This window comes from Nonomuraea africana (assembly GCF_014873535.1).
In the GTDB taxonomy this organism is placed as follows: Bacteria; Actinomycetota; Actinomycetes; order Streptosporangiales; family Streptosporangiaceae; genus Nonomuraea; species Nonomuraea africana.
Map to the genome: position 1 here is coordinate 4,461,916 of NZ_JADBEF010000001.1, position 15,829 is coordinate 4,477,744.

At 69.6% G+C, this 15,829-nt stretch carries 13 protein-coding genes; 8 read left to right on the forward strand and 5 right to left on the reverse strand.

From position 1 onward, the window contains the following. Window positions 1–4 precede the first annotated feature (4 nt). The 5 genes from carB to pyrR are packed head-to-tail and all read right to left on the reverse strand — an operon-like array spanning window position 5 to window position 7,205. On the reverse strand, window positions 5–3,292 hold the full coding sequence (gene carB, locus H4W81_RS21045) for a carbamoyl-phosphate synthase large subunit (RefSeq protein ID WP_192776377.1): 3,288 nt from the start codon (window positions 3,290–3,292) through the stop codon (window positions 5–7). Continuing rightward, complete coding sequence (carA, locus tag H4W81_RS21050) at window positions 3,279–4,385, reverse strand: glutamine-hydrolyzing carbamoyl-phosphate synthase small subunit (protein ID WP_192776378.1); 1,107 nt, start codon at window positions 4,383–4,385, stop codon at window positions 3,279–3,281. The genes carB and carA overlap by 14 nt, the downstream gene beginning before the upstream one ends. Next, entirely contained in the window at window positions 4,382–5,761 is a 1,380-nt protein-coding gene (locus tag H4W81_RS21055; protein ID WP_192776379.1) for a dihydroorotase, read from the reverse strand. Before H4W81_RS21055 ends, carA begins: the two co-directional genes overlap by 4 nt. Then, the gene (locus tag H4W81_RS21060; protein ID WP_192776380.1) at window positions 5,761–6,675 is read right to left on the reverse strand and encodes an aspartate carbamoyltransferase catalytic subunit; all 915 of its coding nucleotides are present in this window, start codon (window positions 6,673–6,675) and stop codon (window positions 5,761–5,763) included. Before H4W81_RS21060 ends, H4W81_RS21055 begins: the two co-directional genes overlap by 1 nt. Next, the gene (gene pyrR / locus H4W81_RS21065) at window positions 6,672–7,205 is read right to left on the reverse strand and encodes a bifunctional pyr operon transcriptional regulator/uracil phosphoribosyltransferase PyrR (protein ID WP_192776381.1); all 534 of its coding nucleotides are present in this window, start codon (window positions 7,203–7,205) and stop codon (window positions 6,672–6,674) included. The genes H4W81_RS21060 and pyrR overlap by 4 nt, the downstream gene beginning before the upstream one ends. Window positions 7,206–7,354: 149 nt before the next feature. Here pyrR and H4W81_RS21070 point away from each other — a divergent pair, with 149 nt between their 5' ends. The 8 genes from H4W81_RS21070 to H4W81_RS21105 all read left to right on the forward strand — a co-directional run bounded on the left by H4W81_RS21070 (window position 7,355) and on the right by H4W81_RS21105 (window position 15,746). Then, window positions 7,355–8,275 (forward strand): F0F1 ATP synthase subunit gamma, encoded by a 921-nt coding sequence (locus H4W81_RS21070; protein ID WP_192776382.1) that lies wholly within the window; start codon window positions 7,355–7,357, stop codon window positions 8,273–8,275. Between the two features lie 67 nt (window positions 8,276–8,342). Beyond that, window positions 8,343–8,564 (forward strand): DUF3040 domain-containing protein, encoded by a 222-nt coding sequence (locus H4W81_RS21075; protein WP_192776383.1) that lies wholly within the window; start codon window positions 8,343–8,345, stop codon window positions 8,562–8,564. 79 nt (window positions 8,565–8,643) lie between these two features. After that, window positions 8,644–10,041 (forward strand): amino acid permease, encoded by a 1,398-nt coding sequence (locus H4W81_RS21080; protein WP_192776384.1) that lies wholly within the window; start codon window positions 8,644–8,646, stop codon window positions 10,039–10,041. A gap of 16 nt (window positions 10,042–10,057) precedes the next feature. Then, window positions 10,058–11,287: an arginine deiminase gene (locus H4W81_RS21085; RefSeq protein WP_192776385.1), complete on the forward strand. Its 1,230-nt coding sequence runs from the start codon at window positions 10,058–10,060 to the stop codon at window positions 11,285–11,287. A 2-nt stretch (window positions 11,288–11,289) separates the two neighbouring features. Beyond that, window positions 11,290–12,294 carry an ornithine carbamoyltransferase gene (gene argF, locus H4W81_RS21090; RefSeq protein ID WP_192776386.1) on the forward strand — a complete coding sequence of 335 codons (1,005 nt, stop codon included), beginning with the start codon at window positions 11,290–11,292 and terminating at the stop codon, window positions 12,292–12,294. Between the two features lie 200 nt (window positions 12,295–12,494). Further along, a complete protein-coding gene (gene arcC, locus H4W81_RS21095) occupies window positions 12,495–13,430 on the forward strand; it encodes a carbamate kinase (protein WP_192776387.1) in 936 nt (311 codons plus the stop codon). A 10-nt stretch (window positions 13,431–13,440) separates the two neighbouring features. Then, a complete protein-coding gene (locus H4W81_RS21100; protein ID WP_192776388.1) occupies window positions 13,441–14,865 on the forward strand; it encodes an amino acid permease in 1,425 nt (474 codons plus the stop codon). Then, on the forward strand, window positions 14,862–15,746 hold the full coding sequence (locus H4W81_RS21105) for a universal stress protein (RefSeq protein ID WP_192776389.1): 885 nt from the start codon (window positions 14,862–14,864) through the stop codon (window positions 15,744–15,746). Before H4W81_RS21100 ends, H4W81_RS21105 begins: the two co-directional genes overlap by 4 nt. Window positions 15,747–15,829: the final 83 nt, after the last annotated feature.

Genomic DNA, 15,829 nt, shown 5'->3' on the forward strand with positions numbered 1-15,829 from the left:
TCGATCACCCCCGCAGGGCTCGTGCGTGCTCCTGAAGGGACCGTACGCCCACATCGCCCCGCACGATGGCCTGGATGCCCGCAGCCGCCGCGGCGAGTCCCTGGACCGTCGTGATGCACGGGATGCCGCGCAGCACGGCCGCGGTGCGGATGTCATAGCCGTCGAGACGCGGCCCCGACTGGCCGGGGCTGCCGAACGGCGTGTTGACGATCAGGTCCACCTCGCCGTTCAGGATGCGCTGCACGATCGTCGGCTCACCGTCGGGTCCCGTTCCCTCGCTCTGCTTTCGCACGATCTTGGCATGGACTCCGTTGCGGCGCAGCACCTCCGCGGTGCCCTCCGTGGCGAGAATCTCGAAGCCGAGGTCCGCGAGCGCGCGGACCGGGAAGATCATCGAGCGCTTGTCCCTGTTGGCGACCGAGACGAAGGCCCTGCCCTTGGTGGGCAGCTCGCCGTAGGCGCCGGCCTGGGACTTGGCGTAGGCGATGCCGAAGAACTCGTCGATGCCCATGACTTCGCCGGTCGAGCGCATCTCGGGGCCGAGCACGGTGTCGACGCCGCGGAAGCGGTTGAACGGCAGCACCGCCTCCTTGACCGCGATCGAGGCGTCGAGCGGCAGGGTGCCCCCGTCGCCCGTCGCGGGCAGCATGCCCTCGGCCCGCAGCTCGGCGACCGTGGCCCCCATCATGACGCGGGCCGCCGCCTTCGCCAGCGGCACCGCCGTCGCCTTGGAGACGAAGGGCACCGTACGGCTGGCCCTCGGGTTGGCCTCGAGGACGTACAGCACGCCCGCCGCCATCGCGTACTGCACGTTGAGCAGGCCGCGGACCCCGACGCCCCTGGCGATGCCCTCGGTGGCGGCGCGGATGCGCTTGATGTCGTTGCCGCCGAGGGTGATCGGCGGCAGCGCGCAGGCGGAGTCGCCCGAGTGGATGCCGGCCTCCTCGATGTGCTCCATCACGCCGCCGAGGTAGAGCTCCTCGCCGTCGAACAGGGCGTCGACGTCGATCTCGATGGCCTCGTCGAGGAACTTGTCGACCAGGACGGGGTGACCGCCCTCCTGGGCCGCCATGTAGGTGGTGAGCGTCTCGTCGTCGTACACGATGGCCATGCCCGCGCCGCCGAGGACGTAGGAGGGTCGCACCAGCACCGGATAGCCGATCTCCTCGGCGATGGCGAGGGCCTCGGCGACGGTCAGCGCGGTGCCGTGCTTGGGCGCCGGCAGCCCCGCCTCCGCCAGCACGCGGCCGAACGCGCCGCGCTCCTCGGCGAGGTGGATGGACTCCGGCGAGGTGCCGACCACGGGCACGCCCGCGTCCTTCAGCGCCTGGGCCAGGCCGAGCGGCGTCTGCCCACCGAGCTGGACGATGACGCCCGCGACGGGGCCCGTCTGCTGCTCGGCGTGGACCACCTCGAGGACGTCCTCGAGGGTGAGCGGCTCGAAGTAGAGCCGGTCGGAGGTGTCGTAGTCGGTCGAGACCGTCTCGGGGTTGCAGTTGACCATGACGGTCTCGAACCCGGCCCTGGACAGCTCGAAGGAGGCGTGCACGCAGGCGTAGTCGAACTCGATGCCCTGGCCGATGCGGTTGGGCCCGCTGCCGAGGATGAGGACCTTGGGCCGCTCGCCGTAGGGAACCTCGCTCTCCTCGTCGTAGGTGGAGTAGAGGTAGGGCGTCTTGGCCGCGAACTCCGCCGCGCAGGTGTCGACCGTGTTGTAGACCGGGCGCAGGCCGAGCGCGTGGCGCAGGTCGCGCACCCGCGACTCGTCCATGCTGCGGATCTCGCCGATCTGGGCGTCGGAGAAGCCGAGGTGCTTGGCCCGCTCCAGCGTCTCGCGGGTCAGCTCGGGCGCCTCGGCCAGCCCGCGCGCCTCCTCGTCCAGCAGCATCAGCTGGTCGATGAACCACGGGTCGACGTTGGTCGCCTCGAACAGCTCCTCGGCGCCCGCGCCCGCCCTGATCGCCTGCTGCATGGTGCGCAGCCTGCCGTCGTGGGGCGTGCGGCAGTCGTCGAGCAGTTCCTGCTTGGGCGCGACGTGCCCGGCCCAGGTGAAGGACGAGCCCTTCTTCTCCAGCGACCGCAGGGCCTTCTGCAGCGCCTCGGGGAAGGAGCGGCCGATCGCCATGGCCTCGCCCACCGACTTCATGTGCGTGGTGAGCGTCTGGTCGGCGCCGCGGAACTTCTCGAAGGCGAACCTCGGCACCTTGACCACGATGTAGTCGAGGGTCGGCTCGAAGGAGGCGGGGGTCTCCTTGGTGATGTCGTTCGGGATCTCGTCGAGCGTGTAGCCGATCGCCAGCTTCGCCGCGATCTTGGCGATGGGGAAGCCCGTCGCCTTGGAGGCCAGCGCCGACGAGCGCGACACGCGCGGGTTCATCTCGATGACGATCATGCGACCCGAGCGCGGGTTGACCGCGAACTGGATGTTGCAGCCGCCGGTGTCGACGCCGACCTCGCGGATGACCGCGATGGCCACGTCGCGCATGTTCTGGTACTCGCGGTCGGTCAGGGTGAGCGCCGGGGCCACGGTCACGCTGTCGCCGGTGTGCACGCCCATCGGGTCGATGTTCTCGATGGAGCAGACGATGACGACGTTGTCGGCCTTGTCGCGCATGACCTCGAGCTCGTACTCCTTCCAGCCGAGGATCGACTCCTCGAGGAGCACCTCGGTGGTCGGCGAGGCGTCGAGGCCCGCGCCCGCGATGCGGCGCAGGTCGTCCTCGTCGTAGGCGAAGCCGGAGCCGACGCCGCCCATGGTGAAGGAGGGACGCACGACCAGCGGGTAGCCGAGCTCGCCCGCGGCCGCCACGCACTCGTCCATGGTGTGACAGACGACGGACCTGGCCGACTCTGCGTTGAGCCCCTGCTCGCGCGCGACCTTGGCGACGATCTCCTTGAAGCGCTCGCGGTTCTCGCCCGCCTGGATGGCGTCGAAGTCGGCGCCGATCAGCTCGACGTCGTAGCGCTCGAGCACGCCCCCCTCGTGCAGGGCGACCGCGGTGTTGAGCGCGGTCTGCCCGCCCAGGGTTGGCAGCAGCGCGTCGGGGCGCTCTTTAGCGATGATCTTCTCGACGAACTCGGGGGTGATCGGCTCGACGTAGGTGGCGTCGGCGAACTCCGGGTCGGTCATGATCGTGGCAGGGTTGCTGTTGACCAGGATCACCCTGAAGCCCTCGGCGCGCAGCACGCGGCAGGCCTGGGTGCCCGAGTAGTCGAACTCGCACGCCTGCCCGATGACGATCGGTCCTGAGCCGATGACCAGGATCGACCTGATGTCCTCACGCTTGGGCACGGCTCATGACCTCACAGAACTCGTCAAAAAGGTAGGCGGCGTCGTGCGGGCCGGCGGCCGCCTCGGGGTGGTACTGCACGCTGAAGGCGCGCCCGTCGATCAGCCGCAGCCCCTCGACGCACTGGTCGTTGAGGTTGACGTGGCTGACCTCGGCGCGGCCGTACGGCGTGTCGAAGTGCTCGCCGAGCGGCGCGCGCACGGCGAAGCCGTGGTTGTGCGCCGAGATCTCGACCTTGCCCGTGCGGACGTCCTGGACCGGCTGGTTGACGCCGCGGTGGCCGTAGCGCAGCTTGTAGGTCGACAGGCCGAGGGCGCGGCCGAACAGCTGGTTGCCGAAGCAGATGCCGAAGAACGGGATGCCGGCCTCGAGCACCTTGCGCAGCGTCGTGACGTCGGCCGTGGCGGGGTCGCCGGGGCCGTTGGAGAAGAAGACGCCGTCGGGCCGTACGGCCATGACGTCCTCGAACGTCGCGGTGGCCGGCAGGACGTGCACCTCGCAGCCGCGCTCGGCCATCCGGTGCGGGGTCATGCCCTTGATGCCCAGGTCGACCGCGGCGACGGTGAAGCGCTTCTCGCCGATGGCCGGTACCACGTAGGTCTCCTGGGTGGCCACCTCGGCCGCCAGGTCGGCGCCCTCCATGGCGGGCGACCGGCGCACGCGCTCGACGAGGGCCTCCACCGGCTCCGAGGGAGCGGTGAAGATGCCCGCGCGCATGGCGCCACGCTCGCGCAGGTGGCGGGTCAGGGCGCGGGTGCCGGAGATCGCGATGCCGACGACCCCCTGCTCCTTGAGGTAGTCGTCGAGGGAGCGGTTGGCGCGCCAGTTGGAGACCACCCTGGACGGCTCGCGCACGACGTATCCGGCGACCCACACCTTCGAGGACTCGGGGTCCTCGTCGTTGACGCCGGTGTTGCCGATGTGCGGCGCGGTCATGGCGACGATCTGGCGGTGGTAGGACGGGTCGGTGAGGGTCTCCTGGTAGCCGGTCATGCCGGTGTTGAAGACCATCTCACCGAACGTCTCACCGCTGGCGCCGTAGGCGGTCCCGTGGAAGACGCGACCGTCCTCCAGCACAAGAACGGCGTTACTCAAGCGAGCTTCCCTTCGAGGACGGTGGGTGTGCCGCGCAGGAAGGTCGCCACGACCCGGCCGGGGAGGGTCATGCCCTCGTACGGCGTGTTGCGGCTCTTCGATGCGAAGGCGGACGGATCCACCTCGGTGCGCACGGACGGGTCGTACAGGACGATGTTGGCCGGAGCGCCCACCTCGAGCGGCTGGCCGTGCCCGGGAAGGCGGCCGATGCGCGCGGGGGCGGCGGACATGCGCTCGGCGACGCCCGCCCAGTCGAGCAGGCCGGTGTCGACCATGGCCTCCTGGACCACGCTGAGCGCGGTCTCGAGCCCGACCATGCCCATGGCCGCCGCGGCCCACTCGGTCTCCTTGTCCTCGACCGGGTGCGGCGCGTGGTCGGTGGCGACGACGTCGATCGTGCCGTCGGCCAGGGCCGAGCGCAGCGCCTCGACGTCGGCGCGGGTGCGCAGCGGCGGGTTGACCTTGTAGATCGGGTTGTAGGAGCCGTTGGGCGACTCCTCGACCAGGTCGTCGGTGAGCAGCAGGTGGTGCGGGGTCACCTCGGCGGTGACGTTCCAGCCCTTCGTCTTGGCCCAGCGGATGATCTCCACGGAGCCGGCCGTGGAGACGTGGCAGACGTGCAGGCGGGAGCCGACGTGCGCGGCCAGCAGGCAGTCGCGGGCGATGATCGCCTCCTCGGCCACCGCGGGCCAGCCCGCGAGACCGAGCCTGCCGGAGATGACGCCCTCGTTCATCTGGGCGTCCTTGGTGAGCTTGGGCTCCTGGGCGTGCTGGGCGACGACGCCGTCGAAGGCCTTGACGTACTCGAGGGCGCGGCGCATCAGCACGGCGTCGTCGACGCACTTGCCGTCGTCGGAGAAGACGCGCACGCGGGCGGCCGAGTCGGCCATCGCGCCGAGCTCGGCGAGTTGCCTGCCCTCCAGGCCCACGGTGACGGCGCCGACCGGCTGCACGTCGCAGTGGCCGAACTCCTGGCCGAGCCGCCAGACCTGCTCGACGACGCCCGCGGTGTCGGCCACGGGCATGGTGTTGGCCATCGCGTGGACGGCGGTGTAGCCGCCGCGCGCGGCCGACTGGGTGCCGGTCTGCACGGTCTCGGCGTCTTCACGGCCGGGCTCGCGCAGGTGGGTGTGCAGGTCGACCAGGCCGGGCAGCGCGATCGCGCCCCGCCCGTCCACCACCTCGGGAACCCCGGCCCCCGTACGGCTTTCCCGCGAGGAAGCACCGGAAGACCCCGGCCCGGCGGCGCCGGAGAGCGGGCCTCCGGGCGTGGGGGCTCCGGCGTCCGAGGCGGGGGTGATCTCCGCGATGAGGCCGTTCTCGACCAGGATGTCGACGGGCTCGCCGCCCAGGATGCGAACGTTCTTGATCAGCATCAGATCTCTCCCCCGAGCAGCAGATACAGGACGGCCATGCGGATGGTCACGCCGTTGGCGACCTGCTCGACGATCGTCGAGCGCGGCGAGTCGGCCACCTCGGCCGCGATCTCCATGCCCCTGTTCATCGGCCCGGGGTGCATGACGATTGCGTCGTCGGGCATCTTGGCGAACCTGTCGCGGTCGAGCCCGTAGCGGCGGGAGTACTCGCGCTCGCTGGGGAAGTAGGCGGCGTTCATCCGCTCCTTCTGCACGCGCAGCATCATCACGACGTCGGACTTGGGCAGCACCGAGTCGAGGTCGTAGGACACCTCGCAGGGCCACGTGCCGACCGAGACCGGCACCAGCGTCGGCGGCGCGACCAGGGTCACCTCGGCGCCGAGCGTGGCCAGCAGCAGCACGTTGGAGCGGGCGACGCGGCTGTGCAGGACGTCGCCGACGATCGTGACCTTGCGCCCCTCGAGGCCGCCCAGGCGGCGGCGCATGGAGAAGGCGTCGAGCAGCGCCTGCGTGGGGTGCTCGTGGGTGCCGTCACCGGCGTTGACGACGCTGCCGCGCACCCAGTTGGCCAGGCGGTGCGGCGCGCCGGAGGCGCCGTGGCGGATGACGACGGCGTCGGCGCCCATCGCCTCCAGGGTCAGCGCGGTGTCCTTGAGCGACTCGCCCTTGGAGACGCTCGAGCCCTTGGCGGAGAAGTTGATGACGTCGGCCGACAGGCGCTTGGCCGCGGCCTCGAAGGAGATGCGGGTGCGGGTGGAGTCCTCGAAGAACAGGTTGACCACCGTGCGGCCGCGCAGCGTCGGCAGCTTCTTGATGGAGCGTTCCGATACCCTGGCCAGCTCCTCGGCGGTGTCGAGGATGAGCAGGGCGTCGTCCTTGGTGAGGTCCGCCGCCGAGATGAGATGCCTGTTCACTTGATCAGCTCCACTGCGTCGCGCCCGTCGGTCTCCTCGAGGTAGACCTTCACCTTCTCGCTCTTGGCGGTCGGGAGGTTCTTGCCCACGTAGTCGGCCCTGATGGGCAGCTCGCGGTGGCCCCTGTCGACCAGGATGGCCAGCTGGACGGCCGTGGGCCTGCCGAGGTCGTTGAGCGCGTCGAGCGCGGCGCGGACCGAGCGGCCGGAGAAGAGCACGTCGTCGACCAGGACGACGACCCTGCCGTCGACGCCGTCGGCGGGCAGGTCGGTACGGCCGAGCGGGCGGGCCGGCCGGAGCCTGAGGTCGTCGCGGTACATCGTGATGTCGATCGCGCCGACGGGGACCTTGACGCCTTCGAACTGCTCGATGCGGTCGGCCAGACGGTGGGCCAGCGTGGCGCCTCTGGTGGGGATGCCGAGGAGGACGACGCCGTCGGCGCCCTTGGTGCGCTCGAGGATCTCGTGCGCGATGCGGGTCAGCGCCCGGTGGATGTCCGGGCCTTCGAGAACGGCCCTGGGTTCGGACATGGGTGTAGCTCACCACCTTTCCCGCCTCACAGGACGGGGCTTAAAGGGTGTTGGGTCGCAGTCACATTACCAGCAGCTACCAGCAGCGATATGCAGGGGTCACCTCGGCGCTACCCTGGATGATCACACCACGTAGTCGGGGGGGTACGTTGGGCGCCCAGCTCCGCCGGATCCGGCAGCGGATCAGATCGGTGAGGTCGACCGCGAAGATCACCAGAGCGCAGGAGCTCATCGCGGCGTCGCGCGTGGGCAAGGCGAGGGACCGGGCGATGGCCGCCGAGCCGTACAGCAGGGAGATCTCGCGGGCGGTCTCCACGCTCGTCAGCCACCACATGCGGATGGACCACGCGCTGCTCAACCTGCGTCCCGACACCTCCAGGGTGGCGGTGCTGCTGATGACCAGCGACCGCGGCTTCTGCGGCGGCTACAACAACAACGTGATCCGCAGGAGCGAGGCGCTGTCCGAGCTGCTGCGCGACCAGGGCAAGGAGCCCGTCGTCCACGTCGTCGGGCGCAAGGGCGTGGAGTGGCACCGCTTCAGGGAGCGCGAGCTGGCCGGGCAGTGGACCGGCATGTCGGGCCATCCCGACTACGCGACGGCGGCGGAGATCGGCCAGACCCTCATCGACGCCTTCGACCTGCCGACGCGCGAGGGCGGCGTGGGCGAGGTGCACGTGGTCTACACGCACTTCCTGTCGATGCTGTCCCAGCGCACGACCGCCCACCGGATCCTGCCGATGGAGGTGGAGGAGGTGGAGGAGGAGGTGAGCGCGGAGGAGGCGCGGGCCGGCGGCGGCCTGCCCAAGGCGCCCTACGAGTTCGACCCCTCGCCCGAGGCGGTGCTCGACGAGCTGCTGCGCACGTACGTCCGTTCGCGGATCTGGTTCATGATGCTGGCCTCGGCGGCGTCGGAGTGGGCGGCCCGCCGTACGGCGATGTCGTCGGCGACGGAGAACGCCCACGACCTGATCGACCGGCTCACCCGGGAGGCCAACGACGCCAGGCAGGCCGAGATCACCACGGAGATCGCCGAGATCGTCGGCGGCGCGGAGGCGTTGCGGCCCGGCTGAACAATTTGGAAAAAGCAGACAAAAGAGATAAAACCTCCTCCAAGTCTTTTCTTGGGGAGGTCGCAGCATGGCCCTGTCCGATCGCGAGCGTCAGGTTCTCGACGGCATCGCCCGCCAGCTCGCCATGGAGGATCCCGCGTTCGCGCGCAGCTTCGCCGAGCACGGCGAGGGCCTCGCGACCGCCGAACGCGGCGCGGGACGACGGGACACGTGGCCCGCGGCGCTGATCGCGGTCTGCCTCGCGCTGTTCGCCGTCGTGCTGCTCGTCTCCGGCTCCCCTCGGACCTGAACGGCGTTTTGGCGCTCTCCGCATAGGGGAAGTCACCCGATGTCATATGACACGGGGGATTTCTGCGTCGGGGGGCGCTATGCGGGAACCACGACGTCCAGCCGACGTCGGCCTTGACACGGCCGGATCCGAGGTGGCCGGGATCTCCCCCACCGAGGGACGCAGCCTCGGTCTCGGCTCGGGCATCGCGCTCGTCGTCGGCAACGTCGTCGGTACGGGGATCTTCCTGCTGCCCGCAGCGCTCGCCGCCTTCGGCACCGTCAGCCTGGTCGCGATGGCGGCGGTGACCGTCGGCGCCATCGCGATGGCGATGGTCTTCGGCAGGCTGGGCGCCAGGATTCCCGCGGGCGGCGGCCCCTACGCCTACGCGCGCAACGCCTTCGGCGAGTTCACCGGCTTCTGGAACGCCTGGTCGTTCTGGCTGACCGCGTGGATCGGCAACGCCGCCATCGCGGTGGCATGGGTCGGGTACGTGCAGTACTTCGCCCGGCAGGTCTTCGGCCTCGACTGGAGCGGCACGGCCGCCGCGATCGTCATCGCGCTGATCGGCGTCTGGATCCCCGCGGTGGTCAACCTGCTCGGCGCCAGGAACATGGCCGCCTTCCAGTCGGTCACCACGATCCTGAAGTTCGCGCCGCTGCTGTTCGTCGCCGTCGTGGGCCTGTTCTTCGTCCAGGGGGCCAACTTCGGCCCCTTCAACGCCACCGACGGCAGCTGGGTCGGGGCGCTCTCCCTGGCGGGCGCGGTCGCGCTGTTCATCTACTCGGGCGTGGAGAGCGTCTCCATCGCCGCCGAGAAGATCAAGGACCCGGCCCGCAACATCGGCAGGGCCAGCATCATCGGCGTCCTGGCCTGCGCGGCCCTGTACATGCTGAGCACCGTCGCGGTCATGGGCACCGTCCCCCACACGCGGCTGGTCGACTCCACCGCGCCGTTCGCCGACGCGCTCAACAACATGTTCGGCGGCTCGGCCGGCGGCGTGCTCATGGCCGCCTGCGCGATCATCTCCGGCGTCGGCGCGCTCAACGGCTGGACCATGCTGGTGGCCGAGATGCCGATGGCCGCGGCCAAGGACGGGACGTTCCCCCCGATGTTCGCCAGGGAGTCGCGGCGCGGCGCGCCGGTCACCGGCATCCTCGCCGGGACGGTCCTGACCTCCCTGATGCTCCTGGTGGCCTACGCCTCCGAGAACGCCTTCAGCACGATCGTGCTGCTCGCCTCCTTCACCACCGTCATCCCCTACTTCTTCTCCGCCGCCGCCCAGCTGTACTGGCTGGTCACGGGGGCCCGCGCGGTCGACAGGGGCCGGCTGACGCGCGACATCGTCATCAGCGTGATCGCGCTGGTGTTCGCGTTCTGGATGGCCTACGGCTCCGGCGCCGACGCGGTGCTGGGAGGCACGCTGATGCTTCTGGTGGGCGTGCCCGTCTACATCTGGGTGAAGGCCCAACGAGGCGAGTACGGCCCGCAGGTCTAGGAAAGGAAGACACGTTATGACCTTTCATGTCGATTCCGAAGTGGGCAGGCTCTCCCAGGTCATGCTGCACAAGCCCGAACTGGCGCTGAAGCGGCTCACCCCGACGAACAAGGACGCCTTCCTCTTCGACGACGTGCTGTGGGTGCAGCGCGCGGTCGAGGAGCACGAGGAGTGGCAGCAGACCCTGCGCGACCTCGGCATCACCGTCTACATGCTGGCCGACCTGCTGCGCGAGACGCTCGACATCCCCGAGGCGCGCAAGCACATCCTCGACCACGTCGTCGACGAGCGCTGGCACGGGCCGCTGGCCACCGATGCCATCCGCAACACGCTCGACGCGCTGCCGTCCGGGGAGCTCCAGCAGTTCCTGACGGGCGGCATCACCAAGTCGGAGATCATGGAGCGCGGGGCCGACCCCAAGAGCGTCGCCTTCCACGTCCTCGAGGACACCGACTTCGTCCTGCCGCCGCTGCCCAACCACCTGTTCACCCGCGACACCTCGTGCTGGATCTACAACGGCGTGTCGATCAACGCGATGCGGAAGAAGGCCAGGCAGGCCGAGACGGTCAACCTGGAGGCGGTCTACAGGTACCACCCGACCTTCGCCGCCGAGGCCGGCCGGTTCGAGGTGTGGATGCCCGGCACCAAGGTCGCGCCCGCCACCATCGAGGGCGGCGACGTCCTGGTCATCGGGCGGGGCGCGGTGCTGATCGGGATGAGCGAGCGGACCCAGCCGCAGACGGTGGAGATGCTCGCGCGCAACCTGTTCGCCAGGGGCGCGGCCACGAAGATCGTGGCGCTGAACATGCCGAAGGCGCGCGCCTTCATGCACCTCGACACCGTCATGACCATGGTGGACGCAGACGTGTTCACCAAGTACGCGGGCCTCGGCATGCTGCCCTCGTACACCATCGAGCCCGGCGACAACGAGAAGGAGCTCAAGGTCACCGACCACCCCGCCGAGGACATGCACAAGGCGATCGCCAGGGCGCTCGACCTCGACGACATCAAGGTGCTGACCGCGACCCAGGACGTCTACGCCGCCGAGCGGGAGCAGTGGGACGACGGCTGCAACGTGCTGGCCGTCGAGCCGGGCGTGGTCGTCGCCTACGAGCGCAACACCACGACCAACAACCACCTGCGCGCCAACGGCATCGAGGTCATCACCATCCGCGGCAGCGAGCTCGGGCGCGGCAGGGGCGGCCCCCGCTGCATGAGCTGCCCGCTCGAGAGGGACGGCATCTGACCATGGGCTTCAACCTTCGCAACAGGAGCTTCCTGAAAGAGCTCGACTTCACGCCCGCGGAGTTCGCCTTCCTGCTCAAGCTCTCCGCCGACCTCAAGCAGGCCAAGTACGCCGGAGTCGAGCGGCGGCGGCTCAGGGGCAAGAACATCGCGCTCATCTTCGAGAAGACCTCCACGCGCACCCGCTGCGCCTTCGAGGTCGCCGCGCACGACCAGGGCGCGCACGTCACCTACCTCGATCCGACCGGCTCCCAGATGGGCCACAAGGAGTCGGTCAAGGACACCGCGCGCGTGCTGGGCAGGATGTTCGACGGCATCGAGTACCGCGGCTCCAGTCAGGAGCACGTCGAGGAGCTGGCCGCCTACTCGGGCGTACCGGTCTGGAACGGGCTGACCGACGAGTGGCACCCGACCCAGATGCTCGCCGACATGCTCACCATGCAGGAGCACAGCGACAAGCCGCTGCACGAGATCTCCTTCGCCTACCTGGGCGACGCCCGCAACAACATGGGCAACTCGCTGCTGGTCACGGGGGCGATGTTCGGCATGGACGTACGCCTCGTGGCGCCGAAGTCGCTGCAGCCCGATCCCAAGATGGTCGTCAAGCCCGCCAAGGACCTGGCTAAGCAGACCGGCGCGACGCTGACGATCACCGACGACGTGGGCAAGGGCGTCAAGGGGGTCGACTACCTCTACACCGACGTGTGGGTGTCGATGGGCGAGCCGAAGGAGGTCTGGGACCAGCGGATCAAGCTGCTGAAGCCGTACCAGATCAACGACAAGGTCGTGAAGGCGACGGGGAACGACAAGGTCAAGGTGATGCACTGCCTGCCCGCCTTCCACAACAGGGAGACGAAGGTCGGCGAGGACCTCTACGAGAAGACCGGCCTCGACGCGCTGGAGATCACCGAGAGCGTCTTCGAGTCGCCACGCTCCATCGTCTTCGACGAGGCCGAGAACCGGCTGCACACGATCAAGGCCATCATGGTCGCGACCCTGGGAGATTGACGTGCGCTCAATCCACGCCCTGCGGGCGAACACGATCAAGGCACCTGCATACTTCGCGACCCCGGGAGATTGACGTGCGCTCAATCCACGCCCTGCGGGCGAACACGATCAAGGCACCTGCATACTTCGCGACCCTGGGAGATTGACGTGCGCTCAATCCACGCCCTGCGGCCCACTTCGCGCCTCTGGGAGACTGACTGATGCGGGTTCTGGTCGCCCTTGGGGGGAACGCGCTCATGAAGCGCGGGGAGAAACCGGACGCCCACACGCAGCAGGCGAACGTGGCCGTCGCGGTCAAGACGCTGGCCAAGGTGGCCGAGCGGCACGAGCTGATCATCACCCACGGGAACGGCCCGCAGGTGGGGGTGCTGGCGATGGAGAGCGCGTCCGACCCCAACCTGTCCAAGCCCTACCCGTTCGACACCCTGGGCGCGCAGACCCAGGGCATGATCGGCTACTGGATGCTGCAGGCCCTGCAGAACGGCCTGCCGGGCCGCCAGGTGATCTCGATCGTCACCCAGACCCTGGTGTCGGCGGTCGACCCCGCCTTCGAGAACCCGGCCAAGTTCGTCGGGCAGATCTACGACAGGGCCGAGGCGGAGAAGCTGGCCGAGGAGAACGGCTGGACGGTCAAGCCCGACGGCCAGTACTGGCGCCGCGTCGTGCCCTCCCCCAAGCCGCAGCGCGTGGTGGAGACCAGGCTGATCCGCAAGCTGGTCCGCGACGGCGTCACGGTGGTGTGCGCGGGAGGCGGCGGCATCCCCGTCATCCGCGACCAGAACGGCCGGCTGTCGGGCGTGGAGGCCGTCATCGACAAGGACCTGACCGGGTCGCTGCTGGCCGAGTCGCTGGAGTGCGACGCGTTCCTGATCCTGACCGACGTCCCGCGCGTCATGCGCGACTTCGGCACGCCCCGGCAGAGCGAGATCACCCACACCACGCCGCACGAGCTGCGCGCCATCGACTTCCCCGCGGGCTCCATGGGACCGAAGGTGGAGGCGGTCTGCAGGTTCGTCGAGACGACCGGTGACATGGCCGCGATCGGCAAGCTCGACCAGGCCATGGCGATCCTGGAGGGCACGGCGGGGACGATCATCACGCCGAACGCCACCTGGCCGCTGTCCAGCACCCTGTAAGGAGGCTCGCGTGGCGCTCGTCGAGCGGTTGTTCCGCACCAAGCCCACCGACCAGATCGTGGCCGAGGGCGGGCACGGAGAGGGCGGCGAACTGCGCCGCACCATGTCCCTGTGGCAGCTGACGCTGTTCAGCGTCGGCGCCACGCTGGGCACGGGGATCTTCGTCATCCTCGGCCAGGCCGTGCCGAAGGCTGGGCCCGCGGTGGTGCTGGCCTTCGTCCTGGCCGCCATCACCGCGTTGTTCTCCGCGCTGTCCTACGCCGAGCTGGCGGGGACCATCCCGGTGTCCGGCTCGTCCTACTCCTACGCCTACGCGACGCTCGGCGAGATCGTGGCGTGGGTGTGCGGGTGGTGCCTCATGCTGGAGTACGCGGTCTCGGTGGCGGCCGTCGCCGTGGGCTGGGGCGAGTACCTCAACACGTTCCTGCTGGGCGCCTTCGGCTGGACGCTGCCGGCGTCGATCACCCACTCGCCCGGCGACCAGGGCGGCGTGGTCAACGTCACCGCCATCCTGATCGTGGTGCTCGCCACCTGGCTGCTGCTGCGCGGCGCCTCCGAGTCGGCAAAGGCCAACTCGATCTTCGTGCTGATCAAGGTCGCGGTGCTCGCCTTCTTCTGCGTGGTGGCTTTCACCGCCTTCCAGTCGGGCAACTTCGCCACCTTCGCGCCCATGGGCGCCGCGGGGATCACCGCCGCCGCGGCCCAGGTCTTCTTCTCCTACATCGGCTTCGACGCCGCGTCCACGGCGGGCGAGGAGGCGAAGAACCCCAGGCGAGACCTGCCGCTGGCGATCATCTTCTCGCTCCTCATCGTCACGGTGATCTACGTCCTGGTCGCGCTGACGGCCATCGGCGCCATGCCGTGGACCGACTTCGACCCCGACTCCACCGAGGCCAGCCTGGCGCTCATCGTCGACCTGGCCACCGGCGCCACCTGGCCGGGGCTCATCGTCTCCTTCGGCGCGGTCATCGCGATCGCCAGCGTGGTCATCACCGTCCTGTACGGCCAGACCCGCATCCTGTTCGCGATGTCGCGCGACGGGCTGATCCCCAAGGTCTTCCAGCGGGTCAGCCCGCGCCGCCAGGTGCCGGTCGCCAACACGCTCATCGTGTGCGTGTTCGTCGCCGTGCTGGCCGGGCTCGTGCGGCTCGGCCAGCTCGCCGAGGCCACCAGCATCGGCACACTGTTCGCCTTCACCATCGTCAACATCGGGGTGCTCGTGCTCCGCCGTACCAGGCCCGACCTGCCGCGCACCTTCCGCACGCCGCTCTTCCCCGTCACGCCGGTCCTCGGCGTGATCTTCTGCCTGCTCCTCATGTACGAGCTGGCCTGGGCCACCTGGGTGGCCTTCCTGCTGTGGACCGCCGCCGGCCTGGTGGCCTACTTCCTGTACGGCTACGGCCACTCACGCCTCAACGAAGGGATCGTCCGGTGAAGATCGAGCATGTCCTCGCCGGTTTCCTGCCGGACTCCCGTGGCCACGACGGGCTGGCCCTGGCCGTCCTGCTGGCGGGACAGACGGGGGCGCGGATGACCGTGGCGACCGTCCAGCCGCCGCCGTGGCCCTCGCCCGGCCCTGGCAGGGCCGACGAGAGCGCCTGGCGGGCCTATCTCAAGGAGCAGGCGACGACGGGGTTCGACCAGGCCCGCCAGGTGGCGGGCGAGGACGCGGACTACATCACCCGCTTCAACAGGGGCAGCGGACGCGGCCTCGTGGAGCTGGCTCGCACCTCCGACGTCGACGTCGTGGTGATCGGCTCGGGCCCGCGCGGGTCGAAGGGACACATCTCGTTGGGCAGCACGGCCGACCAGCTGCTGCACGCCTCACCCGCGCCGGTGCTGCTGGCGCCCAAGGGGTACGCCGAGGACCCGCCCACGGGCATCGACAGGCTGACCGTCGCCTACCGGCGAGGGCCTGGCTGCGACTCCGCGCTCAGCCTCGCGGTCGCCCTGGCCGCCACGCTGGACGTGCCGCTGCGTCTGGTCACGCTGGTGGTGGGCGCGGGACGGGCGAAGATCGAGCAGCAGATGCTCGAGGACCTGCGCGCGCAGGCCGCCACCGACCTCGAACGGGCCGCCGAGGGCCAACGGCGCGAGGTCGAGGTGGAGACGCTCGAGGGCGGCAACGTCACGACCGCGATGGGAGGGACCGAATGGCGGCAGGGCGAGCTGATCATCCTGGCCTCCAGCGAGTCGGGACCGCTGCGGAGGGTCTTCCTGGGGGACACATCGGTCAAGATCATACGGGCGGCGCCGCGTCCGGTGCTCGTGCTCACCCGTCAGCCTTTCGGCTCTCGGCAAACACTGACGAAGTAGTGTTATCCAGGGGACAACAGTGACGTTTGAGGCGCACCCTCCCGGACCGGATTCGGCATCTTTTTTCCAATCAGCTTGACCTT

Excerpts from the sequence above, each read along its gene's own strand:
- pyrR (WP_192776381.1), bottom strand. The coding sequence starts at position 7,205 with ATGTCCGAACCCAGGGCCGTTCTCGAAGGCCCGGACATCCACCGGGCG.
- arcC (WP_192776387.1), top strand. The coding sequence starts at position 12,495 with ATGCGGGTTCTGGTCGCCCTTGGGGGGAACGCGCTCATGAAGCGCGGG.
- H4W81_RS21055 (WP_192776379.1), bottom strand. The coding sequence starts at position 5,761 with ATGCTGATCAAGAACGTTCGCATCCTGGGCGGCGAGCCCGTCGACATC.
- argF (WP_192776386.1), top strand. The coding sequence starts at position 11,290 with ATGGGCTTCAACCTTCGCAACAGGAGCTTCCTGAAAGAGCTCGACTTC.
- H4W81_RS21085 (WP_192776385.1), top strand. The coding sequence starts at position 10,058 with ATGACCTTTCATGTCGATTCCGAAGTGGGCAGGCTCTCCCAGGTCATG.
- H4W81_RS21080 (WP_192776384.1), top strand. The coding sequence starts at position 8,644 with ATGCGGGAACCACGACGTCCAGCCGACGTCGGCCTTGACACGGCCGGA.
- H4W81_RS21075 (WP_192776383.1), top strand. The coding sequence starts at position 8,343 with ATGGCCCTGTCCGATCGCGAGCGTCAGGTTCTCGACGGCATCGCCCGC.